19 protein-coding genes are annotated in these 21104 nt (G+C 36.5%); 9 read left to right on the top strand and 10 right to left on the bottom strand.

What is annotated here, in order from left to right:
• Positions 1 to 67: 67 nt before the first annotated feature.
• A complete protein-coding gene (locus F981_RS14140; protein WP_004722632.1) occupies positions 68 to 1438 on the bottom strand; it encodes an amino acid permease in 1371 nt (456 codons plus the stop codon).
• A 317-nt stretch (positions 1439 to 1755) separates the two neighbouring features.
• Between F981_RS14140 and prpF the strand changes: the two genes are divergently transcribed.
• From prpF to F981_RS14125, 3 genes are all read left to right on the top strand, one after another.
• Positions 1756 to 2943, top strand: coding sequence for a 2-methylaconitate cis-trans isomerase PrpF (gene prpF, locus F981_RS14135; RefSeq protein WP_004722631.1), 1188 nt, complete (start codon positions 1756 to 1758; stop codon positions 2941 to 2943).
• Positions 2944 to 3201: 258 nt separating this feature from the next.
• Positions 3202 to 4161, top strand: a complete 960-nt coding sequence (locus tag F981_RS14130) for a sensor domain-containing diguanylate cyclase (RefSeq protein ID WP_004722628.1) — start codon at positions 3202 to 3204, stop codon at positions 4159 to 4161.
• A gap of 148 nt (positions 4162 to 4309) precedes the next feature.
• The gene (locus tag F981_RS14125; RefSeq protein WP_004722627.1) at positions 4310 to 5221 is read left to right on the top strand and encodes a polyprenyl synthetase family protein; all 912 of its coding nucleotides are present in this window, start codon (positions 4310 to 4312) and stop codon (positions 5219 to 5221) included.
• A gap of 520 nt (positions 5222 to 5741) precedes the next feature.
• Here the strand turns inward: F981_RS14125 and F981_RS14115 are convergent.
• The 4 genes from F981_RS14115 to F981_RS14100 form a co-directional block, all read right to left on the bottom strand.
• Complete coding sequence (locus tag F981_RS14115; protein ID WP_004722624.1) at positions 5742 to 6593, bottom strand: SPFH domain-containing protein; 852 nt, start codon at positions 6591 to 6593, stop codon at positions 5742 to 5744.
• 26 nt (positions 6594 to 6619) lie between these two features.
• Positions 6620 to 7081, bottom strand: coding sequence for an NfeD family protein (locus F981_RS14110; RefSeq protein ID WP_004722621.1), 462 nt, complete (start codon positions 7079 to 7081; stop codon positions 6620 to 6622).
• A 138-nt stretch (positions 7082 to 7219) separates the two neighbouring features.
• A complete protein-coding gene (locus F981_RS14105) occupies positions 7220 to 8137 on the bottom strand; it encodes a patatin-like phospholipase family protein (protein ID WP_004722618.1) in 918 nt (305 codons plus the stop codon).
• A 60-nt stretch (positions 8138 to 8197) separates the two neighbouring features.
• Entirely contained in the window at positions 8198 to 8824 is a 627-nt protein-coding gene (locus tag F981_RS14100; RefSeq protein ID WP_004722617.1) for a lysophospholipid acyltransferase family protein, read from the bottom strand.
• A gap of 155 nt (positions 8825 to 8979) precedes the next feature.
• Here F981_RS14100 and F981_RS14095 point away from each other — a divergent pair, with 155 nt between their 5' ends.
• The 4 genes from F981_RS14095 to F981_RS14080 all read left to right on the top strand — a co-directional run bounded on the left by F981_RS14095 (position 8980) and on the right by F981_RS14080 (position 14528).
• Complete coding sequence (locus F981_RS14095) at positions 8980 to 10233, top strand: MFS transporter (RefSeq protein WP_004722615.1); 1254 nt, start codon at positions 8980 to 8982, stop codon at positions 10231 to 10233.
• Positions 10234 to 10817: 584 nt separating this feature from the next.
• Positions 10818 to 12479, top strand: coding sequence for a phosphoethanolamine transferase (locus tag F981_RS14090; protein WP_004722614.1), 1662 nt, complete (start codon positions 10818 to 10820; stop codon positions 12477 to 12479).
• Positions 12480 to 12496: 17 nt separating this feature from the next.
• The gene (locus tag F981_RS14085) at positions 12497 to 13189 is read left to right on the top strand and encodes a DNA-binding response regulator PmrA (RefSeq protein WP_004722612.1); all 693 of its coding nucleotides are present in this window, start codon (positions 12497 to 12499) and stop codon (positions 13187 to 13189) included.
• Between the two features lies 1 nt (position 13190).
• Positions 13191 to 14528, top strand: a complete 1338-nt coding sequence (locus tag F981_RS14080) for an ATP-binding protein (protein WP_004722611.1) — start codon at positions 13191 to 13193, stop codon at positions 14526 to 14528.
• A gap of 28 nt (positions 14529 to 14556) precedes the next feature.
• On the opposite strand, the gene F981_RS14075 is transcribed toward F981_RS14080, so the two are convergent.
• From F981_RS14075 to F981_RS14060, 4 genes are all read right to left on the bottom strand, one after another.
• A complete protein-coding gene (locus F981_RS14075) occupies positions 14557 to 15363 on the bottom strand; it encodes a BUD32 family EKC/KEOPS complex subunit (protein WP_004722609.1) in 807 nt (268 codons plus the stop codon).
• Between the two features lie 295 nt (positions 15364 to 15658).
• Positions 15659 to 16333, bottom strand: coding sequence for a phosphatase PAP2 family protein (locus F981_RS14070; protein ID WP_004722608.1), 675 nt, complete (start codon positions 16331 to 16333; stop codon positions 15659 to 15661).
• 302 nt (positions 16334 to 16635) lie between these two features.
• Positions 16636 to 17823 (bottom strand): ammonium transporter, encoded by a 1188-nt coding sequence (locus F981_RS14065; RefSeq protein ID WP_004722606.1) that lies wholly within the window; start codon positions 17821 to 17823, stop codon positions 16636 to 16638.
• 319 nt (positions 17824 to 18142) lie between these two features.
• The gene (locus F981_RS14060; protein ID WP_035371666.1) at positions 18143 to 18628 is read right to left on the bottom strand and encodes a hypothetical protein; all 486 of its coding nucleotides are present in this window, start codon (positions 18626 to 18628) and stop codon (positions 18143 to 18145) included.
• 239 nt (positions 18629 to 18867) lie between these two features.
• Here F981_RS14060 and F981_RS14055 point away from each other — a divergent pair, with 239 nt between their 5' ends.
• A complete protein-coding gene (locus F981_RS14055; protein ID WP_016539201.1) occupies positions 18868 to 19482 on the top strand; it encodes a hypothetical protein in 615 nt (204 codons plus the stop codon).
• Positions 19483 to 19484: 2 nt separating this feature from the next.
• Here F981_RS14055 and F981_RS14050 read toward each other — a convergent pair whose 3' ends face one another.
• The gene (locus F981_RS14050; protein ID WP_004722601.1) at positions 19485 to 20093 is read right to left on the bottom strand and encodes a hypothetical protein; all 609 of its coding nucleotides are present in this window, start codon (positions 20091 to 20093) and stop codon (positions 19485 to 19487) included.
• A 155-nt stretch (positions 20094 to 20248) separates the two neighbouring features.
• Here F981_RS14050 and F981_RS14045 point away from each other — a divergent pair, with 155 nt between their 5' ends.
• Positions 20249 to 21091: an SDR family NAD(P)-dependent oxidoreductase gene (locus tag F981_RS14045; RefSeq protein ID WP_016539200.1), complete on the top strand. Its 843-nt coding sequence runs from the start codon at positions 20249 to 20251 to the stop codon at positions 21089 to 21091.
• Positions 21092 to 21104 lie beyond the last annotated feature (13 nt).

Raw genomic sequence — 21104 nt, 5'->3', positions numbered from 1 at the left:
GTAAATAATTTACCGTATATGCATATGAAAAAAAAGCTATTATCGAAATAATAGCTTTGGGTTAGGTTTATTTTTCTTCAGTCTTTATTTCATTTTGATTTAAAATATCAAACAGGACTAACATCAGGGTAATCCATACAGGAATCATCAATACGGATTCTTTAAATCCTTGATCCCACATGATATATAAAACGATACCAATAAAAATAATTACAACGAAATTACTAACAGGTGCCCAAAGTGCAGGGTACTTACTGGTTTGATTGGTCAAACGTAGAGCACGCTTAAACTTTAAATGAGTGAGTGTAATCATTAACCAGTTTAAAACTAAAGCGCCAACCACCACATACATCAAATGACTTAAAGCATCTTCTGGTAAATAATAATTTAAAGGTACGCAACCCAAAATTAAAAATGCAGAAAGCAACACAGATGGAATTGGTACACCATGTTTATTGGTTTTGGTAAAAATTTTAGGTGCATTGCCTTGTTTTGCTAAACCATAAAGCATACGGCTATTGGCATACATCCCACTGTTATAAACAGATAATGCCGCAGTTAAGATAATAAAGTTAACCAGATGAGCTGCCCATGCAATCCCAATCATACTAAAGACCATCACGAATGGACTTTTATCTAAACCACCAAAATTCAATTGGTTCCAAGGCACCAAAGACAACAGAATGATCATCGAACCTACGTAAAAAATAAGGATACGTGGCACAACTTGATTAATCGCTTTAGGAATGGTTTTTTCTGGGTCTTTGGCTTCAGCCGCAGCCATACCAACTAATTCAATACCGCCAAAACCAAACATAAGGAAAGCCAGCATATAAAATAAGCCGTCAAATCCATTTGGGAAAAAGCCACCATGAGACCATAAGTTTGAAAAAGCAATCCCTGAACTTACATCTGCGGTCAGAACCAAATAAATACCAAATACAATCATTGCAACAATAGCAGTGACTTTAATGATGGATAACCAAAATTCGGATTCACCGTAAAATTTCACATTTCCTAAGTTGACCAGTGTAATCACAACGAAGAAAAACAGTACAGACACCCAGTTTGGAATTTCAGGCCACCAATAATTGATGTATTTGCCGACCGCAGTTAATTCTGTCATTGCAACTAGGATGTACAACATCCAATAGTTCCAACCAGTTAAAAAACCAGGAAATTTACCCCAATATTTATTGGCAAAATGGCTAAAAGAACCAGCTACGGGTTCATGTACTATCATTTCCCCAAGCTGACGCATAATTAAAAAAACGATCAAACCACCAATGGCATAACCCAAAATAATGGATGGCCCAGCTTTTTCGATCACATGTGCTGAACCTAAGAATAATCCTGTACCAATTGCACCGCCCATGGCAATCAATTGGATATGACGATTCTTAAGCCCACGCTGTAATTGTGTAGACTCGTTGCTCAATGTGTACAACTCTATTTATGCGAATTTAATTATTGTAATAGATTGGTTACTTTTAGCCTAGTATGCGATAGATGTATGGAAAGGAACTGTGAAGTCAAAAAATAATATATTTAATTTTTTTATTCATTTTCAATGAAATAAGATTAATTTTAAATTTTCAAAGCAAACTGAATCTGTTTAATATTTAAGCTTTATGACAAGATTTATTTAATACTTAAGTCAATCCGTCAGTATTTTACTCAAAAAAAGGGTAGTATAAAACTGAATGAAGATTCATTATTTTAGACAACAAAGAGAATTGAAAGGAATACGATAAAATGAGCGCTGCACCACAAATCAAAATCCCAGCAACCTATATGCGTGGTGGTACCAGTAAAGGTGTCTTCTTTAAACTCGATGATTTGCCTGAACGTGCACAAATAGCGGGGCAATCACGTGATCAGTTATTACTCCGTGTGATTGGTAGTCCAGATCCGTATGGAAAACAGATTGATGGGATGGGCGGGGCGACTTCAAGTACCAGTAAAACAGTTATTTTAGCCAAGAGTTCACAACCAAATCATGATGTTGACTATCTGTTTGGGCAAGTGTCTATCGATAAAGCATTTGTAGATTGGAGCGGCAACTGCGGTAATTTAACAGCTGCTGTCGGTTCATTTGCAATCAGTAATGGTTTGGTTGCAGCTGATCTGATTCCAGAAAATGGTATTTGTACAGTTCGTATTTGGCAAGCCAATATTCATAAAACAATTATTGCCCATGTGCCTATTACTCAGGGACAAGTTCAAGAAACTGGTGATTTTGAATTGGATGGTGTCACTTTTCCAGCAGCAGAAGTTCAAATTGAATTTTTAGATCCTGCCGATGATGGGGAAGATGGTGGAGCAATGTTCCCAACAGGAAATGTTGTAGACAGCTTAGAGGTTCCTGAAATTGGTACATTTCAAGCAACTTTGATCAATGCTGGTATTCCTACAATTTTCTTAAATGCCGAAGAGATTGGATACAACGGAACTGAATTACAAGACGATATCAACAGTGATATAGCTGCATTAGCGCGTTTTGAAAAAATCCGTGCTTATGGTGCGGTAAAAATGGGTTTAATCCAAGACATTAGTGAAGCGGTTAATCGTCAACATACTCCGAAAGTGGCATTTGTATCGCAACCTAAAAGCTATACCGCGTCTAGTGGTAAACAGGTGGGTGAAACCGATACAGATTTATTGGTGCGCGCGTTATCGATGGGTAAATTACATCATGCCATGATGGGAACAGCTGCGGTCGCGATTGGTACAGCGGCAGCAATTCCAAATACCTTGGTGAATTTGGCTGCTGGAGGTGGTGAACGTGAGGCGGTACGCTTTGGTCATCCATCTGGAACACTTCGCGTGGGTGCACAAGCTTTAAATGAAACAGGACAATGGGTTGTTAAGAAAGCCATCATGAGTCGTAGTGCGCGTGTATTGATGGAGGGCTGGGTTCGAGTGCCAGCAGATAGTTTTTAATCTTTTTGATGTGCTTTCAAATAGCATTTGAGAGATTTGATCGTTGAAATTTTAATAGCCTTGCATTCGCAAGGTTTATTTTTTTGTGATTTATATCAATAAAAGTACTAATTTTGTATTGTGTATGGCAAAATAGTTACAGTATTTTATCATACTTACTTTATGTGATAGCAATTCTGATGATTTGCTGTTGTAAAAAATTAATACATTAAATGCTGATTTCAATAGATTAAAAATTTATTGGCTTCGAGGTGGCGTATGGAACAAGAGTCTAAAAAACTACGAGATAGCCTTGAAGACATCAAAGTTTTTGAATATTTAAAAGATATTGACAAATTGCATCTGGTTTCTTTTATTTCACAAATTCCTTTACCCATCGCTTTATTTGATCAGGAAGCGCGGTTTTTAGGGGTAAATCAAAAATTTGCTGATATTTATGAAAGTGACGCGCTTTACTTGTTTGATAAGTTACTCAATACATTTTCGACCGTTGTTTATGCTCATTTCACTGAAGCAATGCGTTATTTCTCAAAAAATAAAAATTATTTTGAGCAAGAATTTTATGTCAAAGGAAAATTTTATCTTTCATATTTTAAAGCAATACGTAACCAATATGATGAGATTGAAACAGTTGTAGTTGTTTGCTCAGATATAACGCGTTTGAAGCGCCGTGAAAATGTACTTTTGCAAAATAATAAAAAATTGCACGACCATCTCTATTTAGATTTTGTCACAGGTTTACAGAACGCTTTTGCTTTTGAGCATTATTTAAATAAAATCTGGCAAAACAGTTGTGACTCGCATTTGTCATTTCTTAAAATTGATTTAGATAACTTTAAGCGATTTAATCAACTCAATAGCTATACTGCAGGTGATGAGGTCTTAATACAACTCGGTTCTGTATTAAATGAAGCGATTGCGCAAACTGAAGAAGCTGAAATTTTTCGTTTAAATTCAGCAAGTTTTGTTATTGTGATTGAACATCTTACTGAGTGGGCAGTGGTGACACTTGCAGAACGACTTAAATTTGCAGTCACGAATGAAAAGATATTGTTTGGTAGTAATAATGAATATCTTACTGCATCTATAGGAATCTATCATTTAGATCCACACCATAAGCCGACTGAGGTGGATGTCTTACAAAAATTAGAGTTTGCAGTACGTTCTGCCAAAGAAAAGGGCCGAAACTCACTGTTTCTATTAAAAAACGAATTATAAATGCTTTGCACTTATTCAAATGATTGGATTGGAATTAAAGGATGAGAATTATAGTGACTCATAGTAGAATGTTCTGACTCACCAAATTTACCAATTTATCTAAAACTGCTGATTTTAGTTTTAGCGATTCGTACAAACCGAGGCAGATGTGACTTCTATTCCCAATGTAAATGCAGAAATTTTAAAACGAGCGCAAGTGCAAATTCAGCAAGATTTACAAGCTGCTTTAGATGCTTTTTCATTGCCAGAACCATTAAAATCTGCAGTGCATCATACGGTGATGTTAGGTGGAAAACGAGTTAGACCGGCTTTAAGTTATGCAACTGCACATTTAAAACAAAATAATCCGAATTTTGCAGCCGTGCGTAGAGCTGCGGTTGCGATTGAGTTTATTCATTGCTATTCATTGGCACATGATGACTTGCCATGTATGGACAATGACTTGTTACGTCGCGGACAGCCAACTTGTCATGTGGCTTTTGGTGAAGATACAGCGCTATTAGCTGGTGATATTTTGCAATCGATGGCATTTGAGGTATTAGGAAGCCGTCTATTTGATCAAGGTCAAGCTGTTGAACAGGGCATTATTCTTAAACAAATGCAAATCTTAGCCACAGCAAGTTCAAAAATGGTATGTGGTCAGGTTTTGGATTTACAGGCTGAAGGCAAACATGTCGATCAAGCACAGTTAGAAAATATCCATCGCAATAAAACAGGGGCTTTAATCCAAGCTGCAATTATGCTGTCTGCCGTGACAATTTTTGCCGGTACAGATCAAGCGATTCCACAATTGCGTCAATATGGTCAAGCGATTGGTTTAGCATTTCAAGTACAAGATGATATTTTAGATGTGGTGTCTGACACTGAATCTTTGGGCAAAACTGCGGGCAAAGATCAACAAGTAGATAAGTCGACCTATCCTGCCTTAATGGGCTTAGAAAATGCCAAAATTTATGCGCAACAATTACATGACCAGGCATTTAAAGCTTTAGCGTATTTTGGCGAGGATGCACAGGAATTGAATCAAATTTCGCAATTTTTGTTGGCAAGAAAAAGCTAATTTAATTGAGATCAAATATTTTTTCCATGATGGATGTCACTGAGTCAATTTCTGCCTCAGGGATATAAATTTCAACATCACTGGAATTATTCCATCTGAACGAATTAACCAACAGCTTTAGGGTTAATCGTCCGTTCTCAAATGAATATTCGATGTCTCTGGTTTCAAATCCATATATTTGATCAGTATACTCAATGTAAATACTGCTTGGACACGCTAGTTCATCCCGAGATAGGGTTATATATCTCGGGGCATCCTCGAACCAAAACGTAATAGAGCAAAGCCCATCATCTTCAAAGTCTTCATCTATCTGTATTTTATGTAATTTCATTTTTAATATTGATCTTTAAATCTCGAATGCAGATGCAAAGAGAGGATTTTAAGTAACGCGAAATTTAACTATAGATAACGAAAAAATATGGATCAATTGTTCAACCTTAAAACTTAAGCGACATTTTTCACGTTAAAAAATAGGCAACCCATCGGCTGCCTATTTTTTAACGATTTTTACCGCGCTAAATTAGTTTCTACCCATCACACCACGAATAGTATTCATAATATCTGCTGGGAGTACAACAGTTTTGGCATTATTCGATTTGGCCATGTCTTGCATTGCTTTGACATATTGCTCACCGAGTAAGTAGGCAACAGGGATTTCTTTATCACCCACAGCAGAGGTCACCATTTCAATGGCACGCTGTGAAGATTCAGCCAATACAACCTGAGCTTCCGCATCACGGCGAGAGGCCTCTAAACGTCCATCTGCTTCTAAAATCGCCGCTTGTTTTTCACCATCTGCCTTGGTCACTGTTGCACGACGTTGACGTTCTGCAGCAGCTTGGGCTTCCATCGCTGATTGCATCGTGTGCGATGGTTGAATATCTTGAATTTCCACAGTTTTTAGTGTGATACCCCAGTCTGAGATATCATCAGAGATCGCTGCTTTTAATTTTGCTTTGATATGATCACGTGATGACAATGCATCATCTAGATCCATTTCACCAACGATTGAACGGAGTGAAGTTTGCACCAAGTTTTGAATTGCCCAAGTGTAGTTTTCAATACCATACACGGCTTTTTCTGGTGTGGTTAAATTGATATAAGCCACAGCATTCATCACTAATACCGCGTTATCACGGGTGATGACTTCTTGTGATGGGATATCTAGAACAATATCTTTGGTGGTGACTTTGTAAGCCACTTCATCCACATACGGAATGACGAAGTTTAAACCCGGACTAAGTGTGGTGTGATATTTACCTAAGCGTTGTACGATCCATTTATAACCCTGAGGAACAATACGCACGCCTTTGAAAATGGTTACAGCGACAAATAGAAATAAGACTAAAACAACAATAGAACCAAAACCCATTTAATTTTCCTCTTTATTCTTCATTATTAAGATGATGAATGTAGTTTTACCACTAAATCATTACCTAAAATATCAGTTACCCGTACACGGTCACCTACTTGTACAGGCGATAAAGTACGGCAATTCCATTCATCAGAACCCAAAACAGGCATTGGAAAACGAACACGAATTTGATCATGGCTAAGCCCAGTTTGAATGACCATACCCGTTTGACCAATGGTTGCTTCACGAGAAAGCCCAGCTTTGGTTTTATCTACAGATAGAGGCTTAATGAATTTAAACCAAGCCACAGTGCAAATGATGGATAAGATAATCCAGCATACGACTTGCAGGGTGAAACTCATACTTGGGAATAACCACAACAAAATACTGACCACAACTGCAGCAATACCAAACCATAAAGCAGCAAACGCTGGTAATACAAGTTCGGATAGGATCAGCAATATGCCAAGTACAAACCAATGCCACGGTTCAAAAATAAAGTTCATACATCTACTCTAGTGATTATCATTGATATAGATGACGGATCATCTATATCAATGTAGCAGATCATTTTAGTGCTGCATATAAAAACGTGATTATTCTTGTTTTCAATTAGGATTGATTATCAGAACGCTATTGCGATATTAGAATTTTCCCCGAGGCGCAGGTTTTAAAGCAGCAGGTGATTTTTTAAAGTTAGTGATTGCAGTTTGAATGGCGATGATTTTGCCTTGGGCCGCTTTTTCACCTTCTAAAATCGCTTGGTTACTGGACTTAAGATCAAGCGTACCTAAGTGTCCAACTTTAGGTTGAATCACGATATTGGCTTGAGCCAACTCATTGTTAATACTTTGTTGCCCCATGATGTTAATGGTTTGGTCCAATAAGCCCCACATATTCATAGGTTGGCTACCACTTGGACGTGCAGAAATATCGACCGCAATTACGATATCTGCACCCATATCACGTGCAGTCTGAACCGGAATTGGGCTAACTAAACCGCCATCAACATATTTTGTATTACCAATGGTTGCCGGCACAAAAACATTGGGGATACTACAAGAGGCGCGAACTGCTTGCCCTGCATTACCTTTAATAAATTCTGCTTTTTTACCATTGTCTAAACGTGTGGCAACTGCTGCAAAACGGATTGGAAATTGCTCAATCGGTTTATTCGCAACATTGCGATTGACATAATCTTGTAGTTTTTGACCAAGAACAATACCTTGGCTATTTAAAGTCAAATCACGCAAATCAGATTCTTTCAATTGCTGTGCGATCTGCTGCATTTGATAAGGTGTTTTACCACTGGCATAGATACTGCCGACAAAACTTCCTGCACTGGTTCCAGTCACAATTTTAGGTTTGATTCCATGAGATTCTAAAACCTTGAGCACACCAATATGGGCGAAACCTTTTGCACCACCGCCACCTAAAGCAATGGCAATAACAGGCTCACGTGCTTTAATCGCAGTGGTCTGAGTTGGAGTTTTGGTTGTTTTGTCACAGCCAACAAGGGCTAGACCCAATAAGCCTATAAAACCAAGTTGTTTAAAACGCATGGGGTATTACTTTTGATCAAAATATATGTTGCACATCTGAACAGATTGTCTCTATTTTTTCTAGCCATTTTTCAATAGTTTTTGTAAAGGAATCGATAATAATTTAGGTCGTTTAGGTGAAAAGTTACCTTTAAAACGCGATAAAATTTCTGCTAAATCTTGCTCATAATCTCCTGTGGGTTGCAATGTACCTAAACAGTGAATTCGCTTTTTCTCGTAATCAAGTGAAAAAATTGCAATCGGTATATTGGCGCCCATTGCAATGTGATAAAAACCACTTTTAATTTTTTCAGCTTTTTTTCGTGTACCTTCAGGTGCAATGGCAATCCAAATTTTATCTTGTTGTTGTATAACTTTAACAATCTGTTCGGTGAGCCCATGCGGTGAATCACGCTGTACGGGAATCACACCAATCCACTCAAAAAGTGCTTTGAGTGGCGGTTTAAACAGGCTATCTTTTCCAAAAATTGTAACTTTAATACCAATACCTAACATGGCGAGGAAAGCATAAAAACCATCATAATTCGAGGTGTGCGGTGCAATAAATACCACTGCTTTGGGTAAGTTGGGAAATTCACCATCAAATCCCCAGCCTTGAACTAAGTAAAGGTTTTTAAAGATATTACGGCTGGTGCTGGTACCACGTTGGGGTACTTGATCTGGTATGATCGGAAAGTTTTGTGACATTGTATTTTTATATGACTGCTCTTGTATTGATTTTAGTTTTTTGCTTAATAGTGACTATCTGCAAAATGTAAATATTACAAAATTTGTAGATTAAAGCAATACACACAAGATCAAGTTAGGCCCATTTATATTGACATCGTTCGAGTTTAGATTGCATGCGACACACTTATTTGTTGTTATTTTCACTGTATTGGGCGCAGGGTTTACCTGTAGGTTTTATGACCCATGCCTTACCAGTGATTTTACGCTCACAAGGCGTGTCTTTGGCGCATATCGGCGGCTTTGGATTACTCATGGCGCCTTGGGCAATTAAAATTTTATGGGCGCCTTTTGTGGACAGTTTTGGACATGGTTCCAAAGGGCATTATCGAAGTTGGATTATTCCAACCCAAGTTTTAACCATTGCTATCCTGATCATTTTATCTTTTTTACCAATTCAATCCCTGAATGAACCGATCTATTTATTATTGTTTTTTATGGCTTTGCTCTGTATGAACAGTATTGGTGCAACCCAAGATATTGCAACGGATGGCTTAGCCGTTAGCATTTTAAAAGGGGATCAGCAACATATTGGGAATATGATTCAAGTCATTGGCTCTCGTTTAGGATTTATTATTGGGGGCGGGGCAATCCTATGGGTAATGGACTGGTTAAGCTGGCAAAGTACGTTTTTGATTTTGGCAGGAATTGTGGCTTTAAATACAATTCCTATTTGGTTTTATCAAGAACCTAAGCACTTAAAAAAGACTGCGTTAGCACATTTACAGGATGACGTTGCACAGCATTTTATTGAAAAATTTAAAACCTATTTAACTTATTTCTTTGTCAATAAAAAACTAAGAGCATGGTTCTTTGTGCTTTGTACCATCAAAATAACGGATGGCTTTACAGGTCCAATTACCAAACCTTTGTTGGTTGATCTACAGTTGAGTCTTTCTCAAATCGGCATTTATATCACTATGATGGGGGCATTTTCTGCACTATTGGGTGCAGGCTTGGCCAGTTTAATGCTAAAAAAACTACAGCGTCACCAAGCCTTAATCCTGTTTTCTATTTTGAAATTGATCAGTTTAGCAGGGTTCGTGTGGTTAGCAGCTCAATATGAACAATCGCACTTTGTAGCACCGTGGTTAATTTATTTGATTAATGCTTTAGAAGATCTGTTTGCTGCAATGCTTTTAGTCATAATCTTAACTTTAGTGATGCAATATAGTCGTCAAGAACATGCAGGTACAGATTTCACTTTTCAGGTCTCTATTATGGCAACAGTCAGTGGGTTGTTATATACATTAAGCGGCATGATTGGCGATCAATTGGGATATTTAAATTACTTAAGTTTGATTTTGGTGATAGGCATTTTTTGTCTCATCCCGATTATATATTGGATTAAAAAGATACGTTATTCATAATATTATGAACTTAAATTTTTATAATATGCAAGGTGAGTATTTAGTATATAACGCTATGATTAGTCGTTTTTTGATTGAATTAAATAGATTAAATAATTTTTCTTAGGCATCATTAAGTCAATAATATATTATAAAAACGTAAAATAAATTGTGTGGTTGGTGGAATTTAATTTATATATAAATATCTTTGATTTAATGTGATTTTACCTTTATTTTTTAATTAAATATTGATGTGTTTTGCATTGAGTGGAAAATAAAAAATTACTTTTTCGTCATTTTTAAATGTGTAGAAATCAATTCGTGTATTATCCCATTTATTGGATTTAAAGTAATTTCAGTTCCCAATAATTAACTCAAAAAATTGCTGTGGATCCGATTAAGCAGGATTAAAATCTACAAGCTATAAAATAATACTAACTTTTTTATAGTTTTTTTATTTGATTTTAAATTTCTCAGATTATGAGAAATATTAAGGTAATTACAAATAGGATCAGTGGCGCAATATGCTTGGGAAAGTGCTTTTTAAGTTCAGTTTAAGCTTCATTTTTTAACTTAACACTATTGAAAAGAGTATTGCCAAAGTAATGTCTAACTTAATACAGCGTATAAAACGACGTGAAGTCTCAATTTCCCTAACTGCTTTTAATATTATTGTCGCAGTGTGGTTAGGCTTGTGTCTGAATTTTAGTTTTTTAAATAAAGTCCAGTCTCTAACGCCTTATCAGGGGGTTAAAGCACAGCTGTTTCTGATCGCGACAGGTTTTGTGCTGGTTGCTTTATATAACCTGTTATTACAAATTTTAGACTGGAAATGGACAGCAAAATTTTTTGCAATTGTCTTGGTCTTCATTGGTGGATTTAGTGCTTATTTTGTCAATTCATTGGGCGTGGTGATTTCGCCTGATCAAATTCAAAATATGGTACAAACAGATCCTAGTGAAGTGTCAGACTTACTTTCTTTGCAATTTTTTATTTGGACACTGGGATTTGTTGTTTTACCCATCATCATTATTCTTTGGGTAAGGATTAAACCAGAAAAAATTGGCAAAATACTGTTATTTAAAAGCCTAAATATTACGGGCTCTTTCGCTGTAATTGCTGCATTATTATTTGTTTTTTATGTGGATTATGCAGCTATATTTCGTGAGCATCGTGATTTAAAAGGCATGATTTCTCCGCAAAATGCAGTGGCTTCAACACTTTCTTATTTTCATAAAAAAGCACCGAAAAAAAATCTACCTTTGATTCGTTATGGTGAAGATGCACATTTAGTCGAGGATGTTGCTTTACAGCATAAACCTAAATTGATGGTTTTGGTGGTCGGTGAAACTGCACGTGCAGAAAGTTTTTCTTTAAATGGTTATGCAAAAAATACCAATCCTGAATTGTCAAAACAGTCTGGTCTAATTAATTTTTCTCAAGTCAGTTCTTGCGGTACAGCAACCGCAGTTTCAGTGCCTTGTATGTTCTCAGGCATGCCGCGTCAAGATTATGATGAGCAACTTGCAAGTCATCGAGAAGGTTTATTGGATATTGCACAACGTGCAGGTTATAAGGTGACGTGGATTGATAATAATTCAGGATGCAAGGGTACTTGTGATCGTGTTGAGAAATTTGTTATCCCTCAAGATTTAGAGAAAAAATGGTGTCAAGGTGGTGAATGTCAAGATGGTATTTTGGTAGACAGCTTAAACCTATATTTAAGTCAATTGCCAAAAGATGACAAGCAAGCACATTTGATTGTATTACATCAAATGGGAAGTCATGGACCTGCTTATTATAAACGTGCACCAAATGAATTTAAAAATTTCAAACCGACTTGTGAAACCAATGCGATACAAGGTTGTTCATCGACTGAATTGATTAATACTTATGATAACTCGATTGTCTATACAGATCATATTCTAAATCAATTGATTGAAACTTTAAAACAGCAAGAAAATTATCGCACAGGTTTTTGGTATTTATCTGACCATGGCGAGTCTACAGGTGAACGTGGTATGTATTTACATGGTGCACCATATGCGATTGCACCTACTCAACAAACCCATGTACCTATGGTGATGTGGTTTTCAGATGCATGGAAATCTGTAGCAGCAAAACAAATCAATTGTTTAAATCAACAAAAACAGGCAACATTGAGTCAAGATAATTTATTTCCAAGTCTTTTGAGTTTGTTAAATGTCCAAACTCAAGTCATAGATCAAAAAAATAATATGTTGCACCAGTGTGCTGTACAAAGCTGATTGAAAGGATATAAACCATGACCAAAATTTTGATGATAGAAGATGATTTTATGATTGCAGAATCATCTAAAACATTATTGAAATATCAAGGCTTTGATGTGGAATGGGTGAATAATGGTTTAGATGGCCTCAAGCTTATTTCTGAGAAACAATTTGATTTGGTCTTACTTGATTTAGGCTTGCCCATGATGGATGGGATGCAGGTCTTAAAGCAAATCCGTCAACGTTCTAGTTTACCTGTACTGATTATTTCAGCACGTGATCAATTACAGAATCGTGTTGAAGGCTTAAATCAAGGTGCAGATGATTATTTGATTAAGCCTTATGAGTTCGATGAATTGGTGGCTCGTATCCATGCGTTATTACGTCGTACAGGTGATACAGCGAAAGACGTAACTGGAAGTGCTTCAAATCTGCTAAAAAATGGTGAAATTGTTTTAGATGTTGAACAGCATATTGCAACACTAAAAGGTGAAACGGTGGAGCTTTCAAATCGTGAATGGGCGATTCTTATTCCGTTAATGACCCATCCCAATAAAATATTTTCTAAATCTAATTTAGAAGATAAATTGTATGCTTTTGATAGTGAAATCAACAGTAATACAATTGAAGTCTATGTGCATCATATCCGATCGAAATTGGGTAAAGATATTATTCGTACAATTCGTGGGTTAGGTTATCGTTTGGGGCAACCACAAAAAGCGGAATGATATGGAAACAGCATTTTCCTTAAGAAAGCGTTTAATTCGTTATACCTCTATTTTTAGTATTTTACTTGGTTGCGTGTTGGTTTTTTCCGCTTATAAAATTTCTTTAGAAGAGATCAACGAAATTTTAGATGCTCAGATGGTCTATCTTGCAGAGCGTGTGGAGTTAAATCCAAGGCCCATTCAAAGTCATTTTGATATACACAAACGCTATCATGAAGAAGATTTATTTATAGATGTTTGGGCATATGCTGATCCTAGTCAAACGCAAAATACGCCACATCATGTCATTGTTGAACCTAAACAAAAGGCTGGTTTTTATAGCCAAGATACAACGCATGGCACTTGGATTACTTATATCTTACCCACAGCTAATTATCAGATTCAAATCAGCCAGCAAGAAAAAGTCAGAGAGCATTTGGCTTTAGAGCTTGCAGGCAGTATGTTTCTTCCATATTTACTCATCATTCCATTTGCTTTGTTGGGCTTGGTTTATATTATTCGTCGCAGTTTGAAACCGCTTGAAGACTTTAAATCCGAACTGGCAAAACGTGATTCAAATTCATTGGTGGCAATTCAAAATGCTCACTATCCAGAAGAATTACTGCCGACGATCCATGAAATGAATCATTTGTTTGAGCGAATTTCTGTTGCTCAACAAGAACAGCGCCAATTTGTGGCAGACGCTGCACATGAGTTACGTACACCCATCACCGCATTGAATCTACAAACGAAAATTTTGATGAGCCAGTTTCCTGAAGAGGAAAATCTAAAAAATTTAAGCAAAGGCTTGGCTCGGATGCAGCATTTGGTCACGCAACTGCTTGCTTTGGCAAAGCAAGATTCCTCATTGAGTCATGAAGTTCAAGTGACTCAATTTAAGCTAAATGATGTGGCACTCAATTGTGTAGAACAGTTGATGAATCTCGCAATGGAAAAAGATATCGATCTTGGCTTTGTCCGTAATGAAACAGTGATTTTAAAAAGTGTAGAACATAGTCTTCATTCAATCATTTTTAATTTGATTGATAACGCAATAAAATATACCCCTGTCTCAGGCATGATTAATATCTCGGTATTTGAAGATATTCATGATTCTGCGTATGTTTTGATTGAGGACAGTGGTTTAGGAATTGATCCAGAGATGTACGATAAAGTCTTAAAACGTTTTTATCGTGTACATCATCACTTGGAAGTGGGCAGTGGTTTGGGATTGTCAATCGTGGATAAAGCCATTCAACATTTAGGTGGTGAATTGTCTTTATCCCGTAGTGAGGAGTTGGGCGGACTCAGTGTCTTGGTCAAAATCCCGATTCAGTGTGATATCAAAACTGAGAAGTAAAATGATTGGAAAATAAATGATCCTATTTCTACATTAATGGAAGTGGTTCATTTTTCTTCATATATTGGAAAAATTCTAAACATTTTTGCATCCTACGACCATCACTGCCAAGTTTACCCAAATTAAAGTTTGCAACCCAGTTGAGTTTATTTCCGATACGGCAAATTTCGTTGTATTTTGATTTACTTGGGTAAATTTCTCCGATAAAAATATCGCAAGCTTGGGCAAGCTCATCATCATTAAAACGGAATGACGTTGAGAAAATAAAACATAACCAATCTCTAATTTGACAGGTTTCTAAGTCCAGTACTTCCCCAGGATCAGTTTCAAAGTCAATAAAAGTAAATGCTTTGTCCTTATTGACTAAAATATTTCGTGCAAAGGCTTCACTCAAATAACTGTCTTTGTGATGGACAGCTTGAATTGCAAAGATTGCTTCACGATAAAACTCTAGTTTTTTTGCCGTATTTCCTTCCATTTGTGCCAATGCTTGATCGAGTTGCATAACATCTTCACCATGATCAGCAGCATCTTCAATCAATAGTCCTTGTGAACAATTGGCTAAAATTTGTGGCGTTGGAATACCTAATGAGTTTAATTCTGTCAGACGATGAACTTCACAATAAATCGATTTACTTCCACCATAATTTGGAATAGGCGTTAGCGCTTCAATATTGAGTATACGTGCAACCCATTTTAATGGGACATAAATCCAAGCAGAATGGCGTTCAGAGGCTTTTTTAAGCCACACTTTTCCATCATCTAATTGATAAGACTGAATATTTTGGTCTTGAATTTTAAGTGAATTGCGGAGAAATTTAGAAAAATTACTCATATTTTGCACGTATAAGATTACTAAATTAGCTCAAGTATAAACAAAATATAATAATTTGTAAAAATTAAGATTGATTTAATAATTTAATATTTAAATTATGAAAAAAATGTAATTCTTTGAGTGATAAATATAGCTATGCATCACTTCATTTAGCTTTTAGATTGGAATGAAAAGAGATAAGCGATCAAATAAGTGAGAATAATGAGTAATTCGTTTTTAAATATCTGATGTATTTTTAGAGATGCATTTATAATAAAATAATGTTGTGCAATATATCGTTTAGAGTTTAGGATCGTTATCTGCTAAATTTTTTATAAAAGATACGATACACAATTACATTAAATGTAAAAATAATCCAGCCTGTCCAAAGGTTATGGCTAAGAAAATGTGCACCACGCATGATTTGCCCCCAACCTGTAATCAAACCAAGTGCTAGGCCTAAGACTAAGAAAAAATAAGCAACTTTAGAATTTGATCGTCTAAATACAAAAAAACCTGTAAGCAGTGAAAAACCTGTGCTGGCATGGCCACCAGGAAAGCAACGTCCATTGCTTGCAGAAAAATCCCAAACATAGCCTAGAGCAGTTTGCTCAGTCATAGACCAAGGGCAGGCATGGGCTGAGTGGGATTTTAAAATGCCAATCAGTGCAGTGGATAAAACACTAACAATAAATAAATAGCTCAATTGCCATTGATACGCTTTTAATTTCGCAACTTTAAAAGAAGCAATCCATGAAATGAATACCGCAATATAAAAGGCAATGACGATATGTTTAAGCAGCTTATGATTAATTTCAATGAGAAACCAATTGTCTTTGAGTGGGAAATGACCAGTACTATCTATCCACGGTTGGATAAAATACATATCGATTGCACCACCAACAGGAAAGACCAGAAACAGTATTAAAAATAGTATTCCTAGCAATAAACTATTTTTTATAAAAAATTTATGTGAGTCGGAATACGGCATGAGATGAGTCACTCAATTTAATCATTTTAATCTGCGCTTATTAGAAAAAAATAAACTTAAATTAGACTTAATTATTAAATAATGAGCAGTCTTATTATTGAGTGGCAATATAAAAATTAAAATATCTATGATTATTTCAAGATCAGTGTTTTGAATGTTTATTTTAAGGGCTAACTATTATATTTTAAAATTGTATTGCGAAAATTATTTTATTGTCATTTAGATACAATAAAAAAGCGGCTGAAAAGCCGCTCTTTTATAGCGTAAAAATGTATAAAATTAAAACATGGTATTAGAAACGATTAAAACATTGCATCTTCAGAATTTGCAGAAATTTTATGAATGGATAAATCCGCACCACGAAACTCTTCTTCTTGTGTTAAACGAATACCCATAGTGGCTTTAAGTATGCCGTATACGGCAAACCCACCTGCTAAAGCCAGTAAAATGGCAAGTGAGGTACCAATAAGCTGAGACATCAAGGATACTCCGCCGATTCCCCCCAACCATTGCTGACCAAATATGCCCACAGCAATACCACCAAATGCACCACAAACGCCATGTAATGGCCAAACCCCAAGTACATCATCAATCTTGAGTTTATTTTGTGTGTATGTGAACAGTTTAACAAACAGGAAACCTGCACAGATACCAATAAATAAAGCGCCAATTGGGTGAACAACATCAGAACCTGCACAGATTGCCACTAAGCCTGCTAAGGGGCCATTATGTAAAAAGCCAGGATCTTCTTTTCCAAAGAAATTTGCAGAAAGCGTGCCGCCTACCATTGCCATGAGTGAGTTCATTGCAACTAAACCTGAGATTGCATCTAAGCGTTGAGCACTCATGACATTAAAGCCAAACCAGCCAACAATTAAGATCCAAGAACCGAGCGCTAAGAAAGGAATAGAAGAGGGTGGATGCGCACTAACGCGACCATCTTTTTTATAGCGCCCATGACGTGCACCGAGTAGTAACACTGCTGCAAGCGCAATCCAGCCACCCATCGCATGGACAACAACAGAGCCAGCAAAATCATGGAAGCTTGCACCAAATGTATCCGCTAACCACTTTTGCAGGCCGAGATTACCATTCCACGCGATCCCTTCAAAAAAAGGATAAACCAGCGCTACTATAAATAGAGTTGCAATGGCTTGAGAACGCATTTTGGCACGTTCTGCAATGCCGCCAGAAACAATAGCGGGAATTGCTGCAGCAAAGGTCAAAAGGAAAAAACAACGCATCAAATTGTAGCCATGCTCAGTTGAAAGCGTAGCGCCTGTATGGAAAAAGTGTTGTCCATAGGCAATATAATAGCCAACAAAGAAGTAGGCGATTGCTGAGATTGAAAAATCAGTAATGATTTTACTGAGTGCATTGACTTGATTTTTATGGCGAACTGTTCCCAGCTCTAAAAAAGCAAAGCCAGCATGCATAGCGAGTACAAGCACTGCGCCAAGCAAGAGAAAGAGTAGATCAACGTTTTGCATATACGATTCTTTTTGGTGCTATTTGTCACAAATTGGTTCAAGTATAACCAACGATTTGAATCCGTGAAGCGTTTGGCTGTATGAAAAAATAGATCAACAATTTCAAAATATTATTAAGACTCGATATAAAGCAAAAGCATGCACTATATTGGAATTTATGCACTAACTTGATGCAATAAGATATTCTGGCTTATTTTTAAGGTACTGATAATTATTGATTTTTATTTGTTGTGTTTCACCTTAAACTCATGCAGTCAAATTTTAATCTAAAAATAAACCGATAAAATGTTTTAACTAAAATTAAAAAATAACTTAGAGATCAATTTTTGGAAACACCCAGACTGCAAACTTGATTTTTGTATTCGAAACGGTTTCTTTGAAATTTTTGACCGTTCCATCTATACACAGCAAAGCATTTAGTTGAGTCATTGATGGCAATATCTGGCCAACCATGTTTTCCTAAAGTAGATAGAAATTCAGGCGTCCCATGACTGTTAAATATTCTCACCCATTGTTTATTGGTCTGTTGGGTAACAATATAAAATCCAATTCCTGTGTTTGCGTAGCAACCGACACCACCATCGACTACAACGGCATCAGGACGACCATCTTTATTGAGATCACCATAATAGGAGATATTGCCAAGGCTACAGCGGCTTTCCCAGCCAAGATTGGTTTTTTGAAACTTTGCGCTTTTAAAAATTTGTGTTGCCGTTTCCTCAGGGACTTGCGGAGCCGCGGCATAATTATGTGAAGCTAAAAATAGTGATAAAACACCACTGCTGAATATTATTATATTTTTCATCATCATATCGATTATTTTGTGATTGAATTAACATTATTTTAAAAATATGTATTTTTATCAAGCTTTTGTTGTCATGCTACTGTATTCATCTTCTGGTTTAAGCTGTATCTTAGGGCTATTTAACTTATATCATTATAAATTTCAAATGGTTGGTGTATTAGTGTATGATTTAATGAGTTGTAAATAAATGTTTAATATAAAATCAATTTGCGATTAAACGATCAATGAAGTGTATAAAAATGATGGTGTCTAAAACATATTCCAATTTTTTAGTGTATTTGATGGCGTTCTTTGGTTTCTGTCTTTTTACTGAAGCAGTGAGTGCTCAGTCCAATCAATATAAAATCTATAAATCTAAACTGTTGCAGTGTGGAGAAGCAACTTTTCAAGTTATTTCACAATGTGATGATTCTAATGAGGATACAGAGTTAGGTAGTGCGGGTTCTTTTCGAGCATCATGTTTATCCAGTCAATTAACGGTAAACTGGAAAGGTCAGCAAAAGACACTGAGTTTTCCCATGGCAACAACACAGCAGAAGAAAATATTAGCTAGCAAAGGCTATGCTTTAAAACCTGAGATCAGAGTAGGGGATTGGTCGCCACAGAGTTTAGCTTGTGGTCAAGCGGCTGGTATTGAGGGGCATTTTGTGGTGGTCAATCAGGCAACCACCAACGATATTAATCAAGAGTATCACGGCAAAGGTTCATTGAGTGATGAACCCATTTTGCTGAATTTAAACGGGACTTTTACCAGTGAAACACTTAAAGCGAAAATCTATGCTTTATTAAAGCAAGACCAAGTGAAGATTTCTAAAGTCATTGGTGCAAATGCAATTTTTGCGGATGAAAAATAGATTTAACAAAGATAAATCCGTTTAATTTTGTCATCTGTTAAGAAAAAGGCAGATGCAGCACAGGTTTCTTCGAGGACATTGACTGAAACACCATCACCGTTAAACTTTAAATAATGTTTAGGATCAATCTGTTCGTTAGCAATAATATCGCCATTTTCTCCAAAGCGATATTCTTCATCAACATAAATATTTGTTTTAGGTGCGACTTCGAACTTAGCAAAAATATCTAAATCATCATCTTCTTCATTATTTTGATAGTAATAAACTTTATCACTGTCCGAAATACGGAATTCAAACAGATATTTCATGCCTTTTTTATTGGGATTCTTTAAGACTTGGAAAGCATCTAGTTTTCCATCTCCATCAAAATCGATGGGCAATGGCTTTTTAAGATATGTCGTATCGACTAAATAACCTTGAGGGAGCTGTGTTGGATTATTGACGAGGTGGTCTGGCTCTGGCTGAGCAGGAATCACAATAGGTTCTGCTTTGGTTTGAACATGTTGAGGCGTTTCTTGTTTGGTTGGCTCACTTTCAGTTGATGTACTGGGTTTCTCATGACAGCCAAGGAGAAAAATAAGGATGATGCATAATAAAATTTTGTTTTTCATAGAATATGAATCATTCAATAATTTTGAATGCGGGAGATTCTATCTTAAAAATTGATTTTTTGATGCCCAATGTCCTAAATTGGAGATATAGTCGTGGGTTTTATCACGTGCCAGTTTGCTGTCCATACTGATTCATCACCACAATGGGGAATATTTTGAACACATCAAATTCTGATCAAGCTTTGTCTGTCGTGATTACAGGAGGTACGCGTGGAATTGGTTTTGCTTTGGCAGAAGCTTTTTTAAAGTTAGGTTGGTCTGTAATGATTTCAGCACGAAATGTAGAGCAGTTAAATCAAGTTGTTGCAGACTTTGCGCAACGCTATGTGCCGAATAGAATTTATGGGGTGACCTGCGATGTGGCTCAATATGAAGATTTACACAATTTATGGGAAGAAACAGTTTTAAAGTTAGGTCAGGTCAATGTTTGGATTAACAATGCCGGTACCTGTAATGCAGCAAGGGCATTTACCGAGATTGCTAGCTCAGATTTGGAAAGTGTAATCAAAACCAATGTACTTGGTACGATGTTGGGTTCGCAAGTGGCTTTAAAAGGAATGATGCAGCAAGGTTTTGGGCAAATTTTTAATATGGAAGGTTGGGGCAGTCGTGGCGAGTGGAGTGCGGGGATGACGCCTTATGCAACCAGTAAACGAGCAGTTGCTTATCTGAATCATGCTTTAAATAAAGAAACCAAAAATAGTGATATTTTGATTGGAACGCTCAGCCCTGGAATGGTGGCCACGGATTTATTGATTTCTTCTTGGCAGCAGGGTGAAGTTAAAAACTGGCATAAAATGAAATGGTTGTTTATGTTTGTAATTGACCCGCCTGAGCGAGTGTGTGGTTATTTAGCAGAACGCATCAGCAAGAATAAAAAGAGCAATACGCGTATTGTTTGGATGACACCATGGCGTTTGTTGCTTCGGTTTTTCCAACCTTATTATTGGAAAAGAAATCCGGTACAGGGGACGGCTTTAGATCAGCTTAAGGAATAGGAATTTTTGATTC

This window comes from Acinetobacter guillouiae CIP 63.46 (assembly GCF_000368145.1).
Classification (GTDB): Bacteria; Pseudomonadota; Gammaproteobacteria; order Pseudomonadales; family Moraxellaceae; genus Acinetobacter; species Acinetobacter guillouiae.
This window is presented reverse-complemented; position numbering and strand designations above follow the sequence as displayed.

Bases quoted from the DNA above. Each gene is read 5' to 3' on its own strand.
- prpF (WP_004722631.1), top strand. From the start codon at position 1,756: ATGAGCGCTGCACCACAAATCAAAATCCCAGCAACCTATATGCGTGGT.
- F981_RS14130 (WP_004722628.1), top strand. From the start codon at position 3,202: ATGGAACAAGAGTCTAAAAAACTACGAGATAGCCTTGAAGACATCAAA.
- F981_RS14115 (WP_004722624.1), bottom strand. From the start codon at position 6,593: ATGGGTTTTGGTTCTATTGTTGTTTTAGTCTTATTTCTATTTGTCGCT.
- F981_RS14110 (WP_004722621.1), bottom strand. From the start codon at position 7,081: ATGAACTTTATTTTTGAACCGTGGCATTGGTTTGTACTTGGCATATTG.
- F981_RS14105 (WP_004722618.1), bottom strand. From the start codon at position 8,137: ATGCGTTTTAAACAACTTGGTTTTATAGGCTTATTGGGTCTAGCCCTT.
- F981_RS14100 (WP_004722617.1), bottom strand. From the start codon at position 8,824: ATGTCACAAAACTTTCCGATCATACCAGATCAAGTACCCCAACGTGGT.
- F981_RS14095 (WP_004722615.1), top strand. From the start codon at position 8,980: ATGCGACACACTTATTTGTTGTTATTTTCACTGTATTGGGCGCAGGGT.
- F981_RS14090 (WP_004722614.1), top strand. From the start codon at position 10,818: ATGTCTAACTTAATACAGCGTATAAAACGACGTGAAGTCTCAATTTCC.
- F981_RS14085 (WP_004722612.1), top strand. From the start codon at position 12,497: ATGACCAAAATTTTGATGATAGAAGATGATTTTATGATTGCAGAATCA.
- F981_RS14080 (WP_004722611.1), top strand. From the start codon at position 13,191: ATGGAAACAGCATTTTCCTTAAGAAAGCGTTTAATTCGTTATACCTCT.
- F981_RS14075 (WP_004722609.1), bottom strand. From the start codon at position 15,363: ATGAGTAATTTTTCTAAATTTCTCCGCAATTCACTTAAAATTCAAGAC.
- F981_RS14070 (WP_004722608.1), bottom strand. From the start codon at position 16,333: ATGCCGTATTCCGACTCACATAAATTTTTTATAAAAAATAGTTTATTG.
- F981_RS14065 (WP_004722606.1), bottom strand. From the start codon at position 17,823: ATGCAAAACGTTGATCTACTCTTTCTCTTGCTTGGCGCAGTGCTTGTA.
- F981_RS14060 (WP_035371666.1), bottom strand. From the start codon at position 18,628: ATGAAAAATATAATAATATTCAGCAGTGGTGTTTTATCACTATTTTTA.
- F981_RS14055 (WP_016539201.1), top strand. From the start codon at position 18,868: ATGATGGTGTCTAAAACATATTCCAATTTTTTAGTGTATTTGATGGCG.
- F981_RS14050 (WP_004722601.1), bottom strand. From the start codon at position 20,093: ATGAAAAACAAAATTTTATTATGCATCATCCTTATTTTTCTCCTTGGC.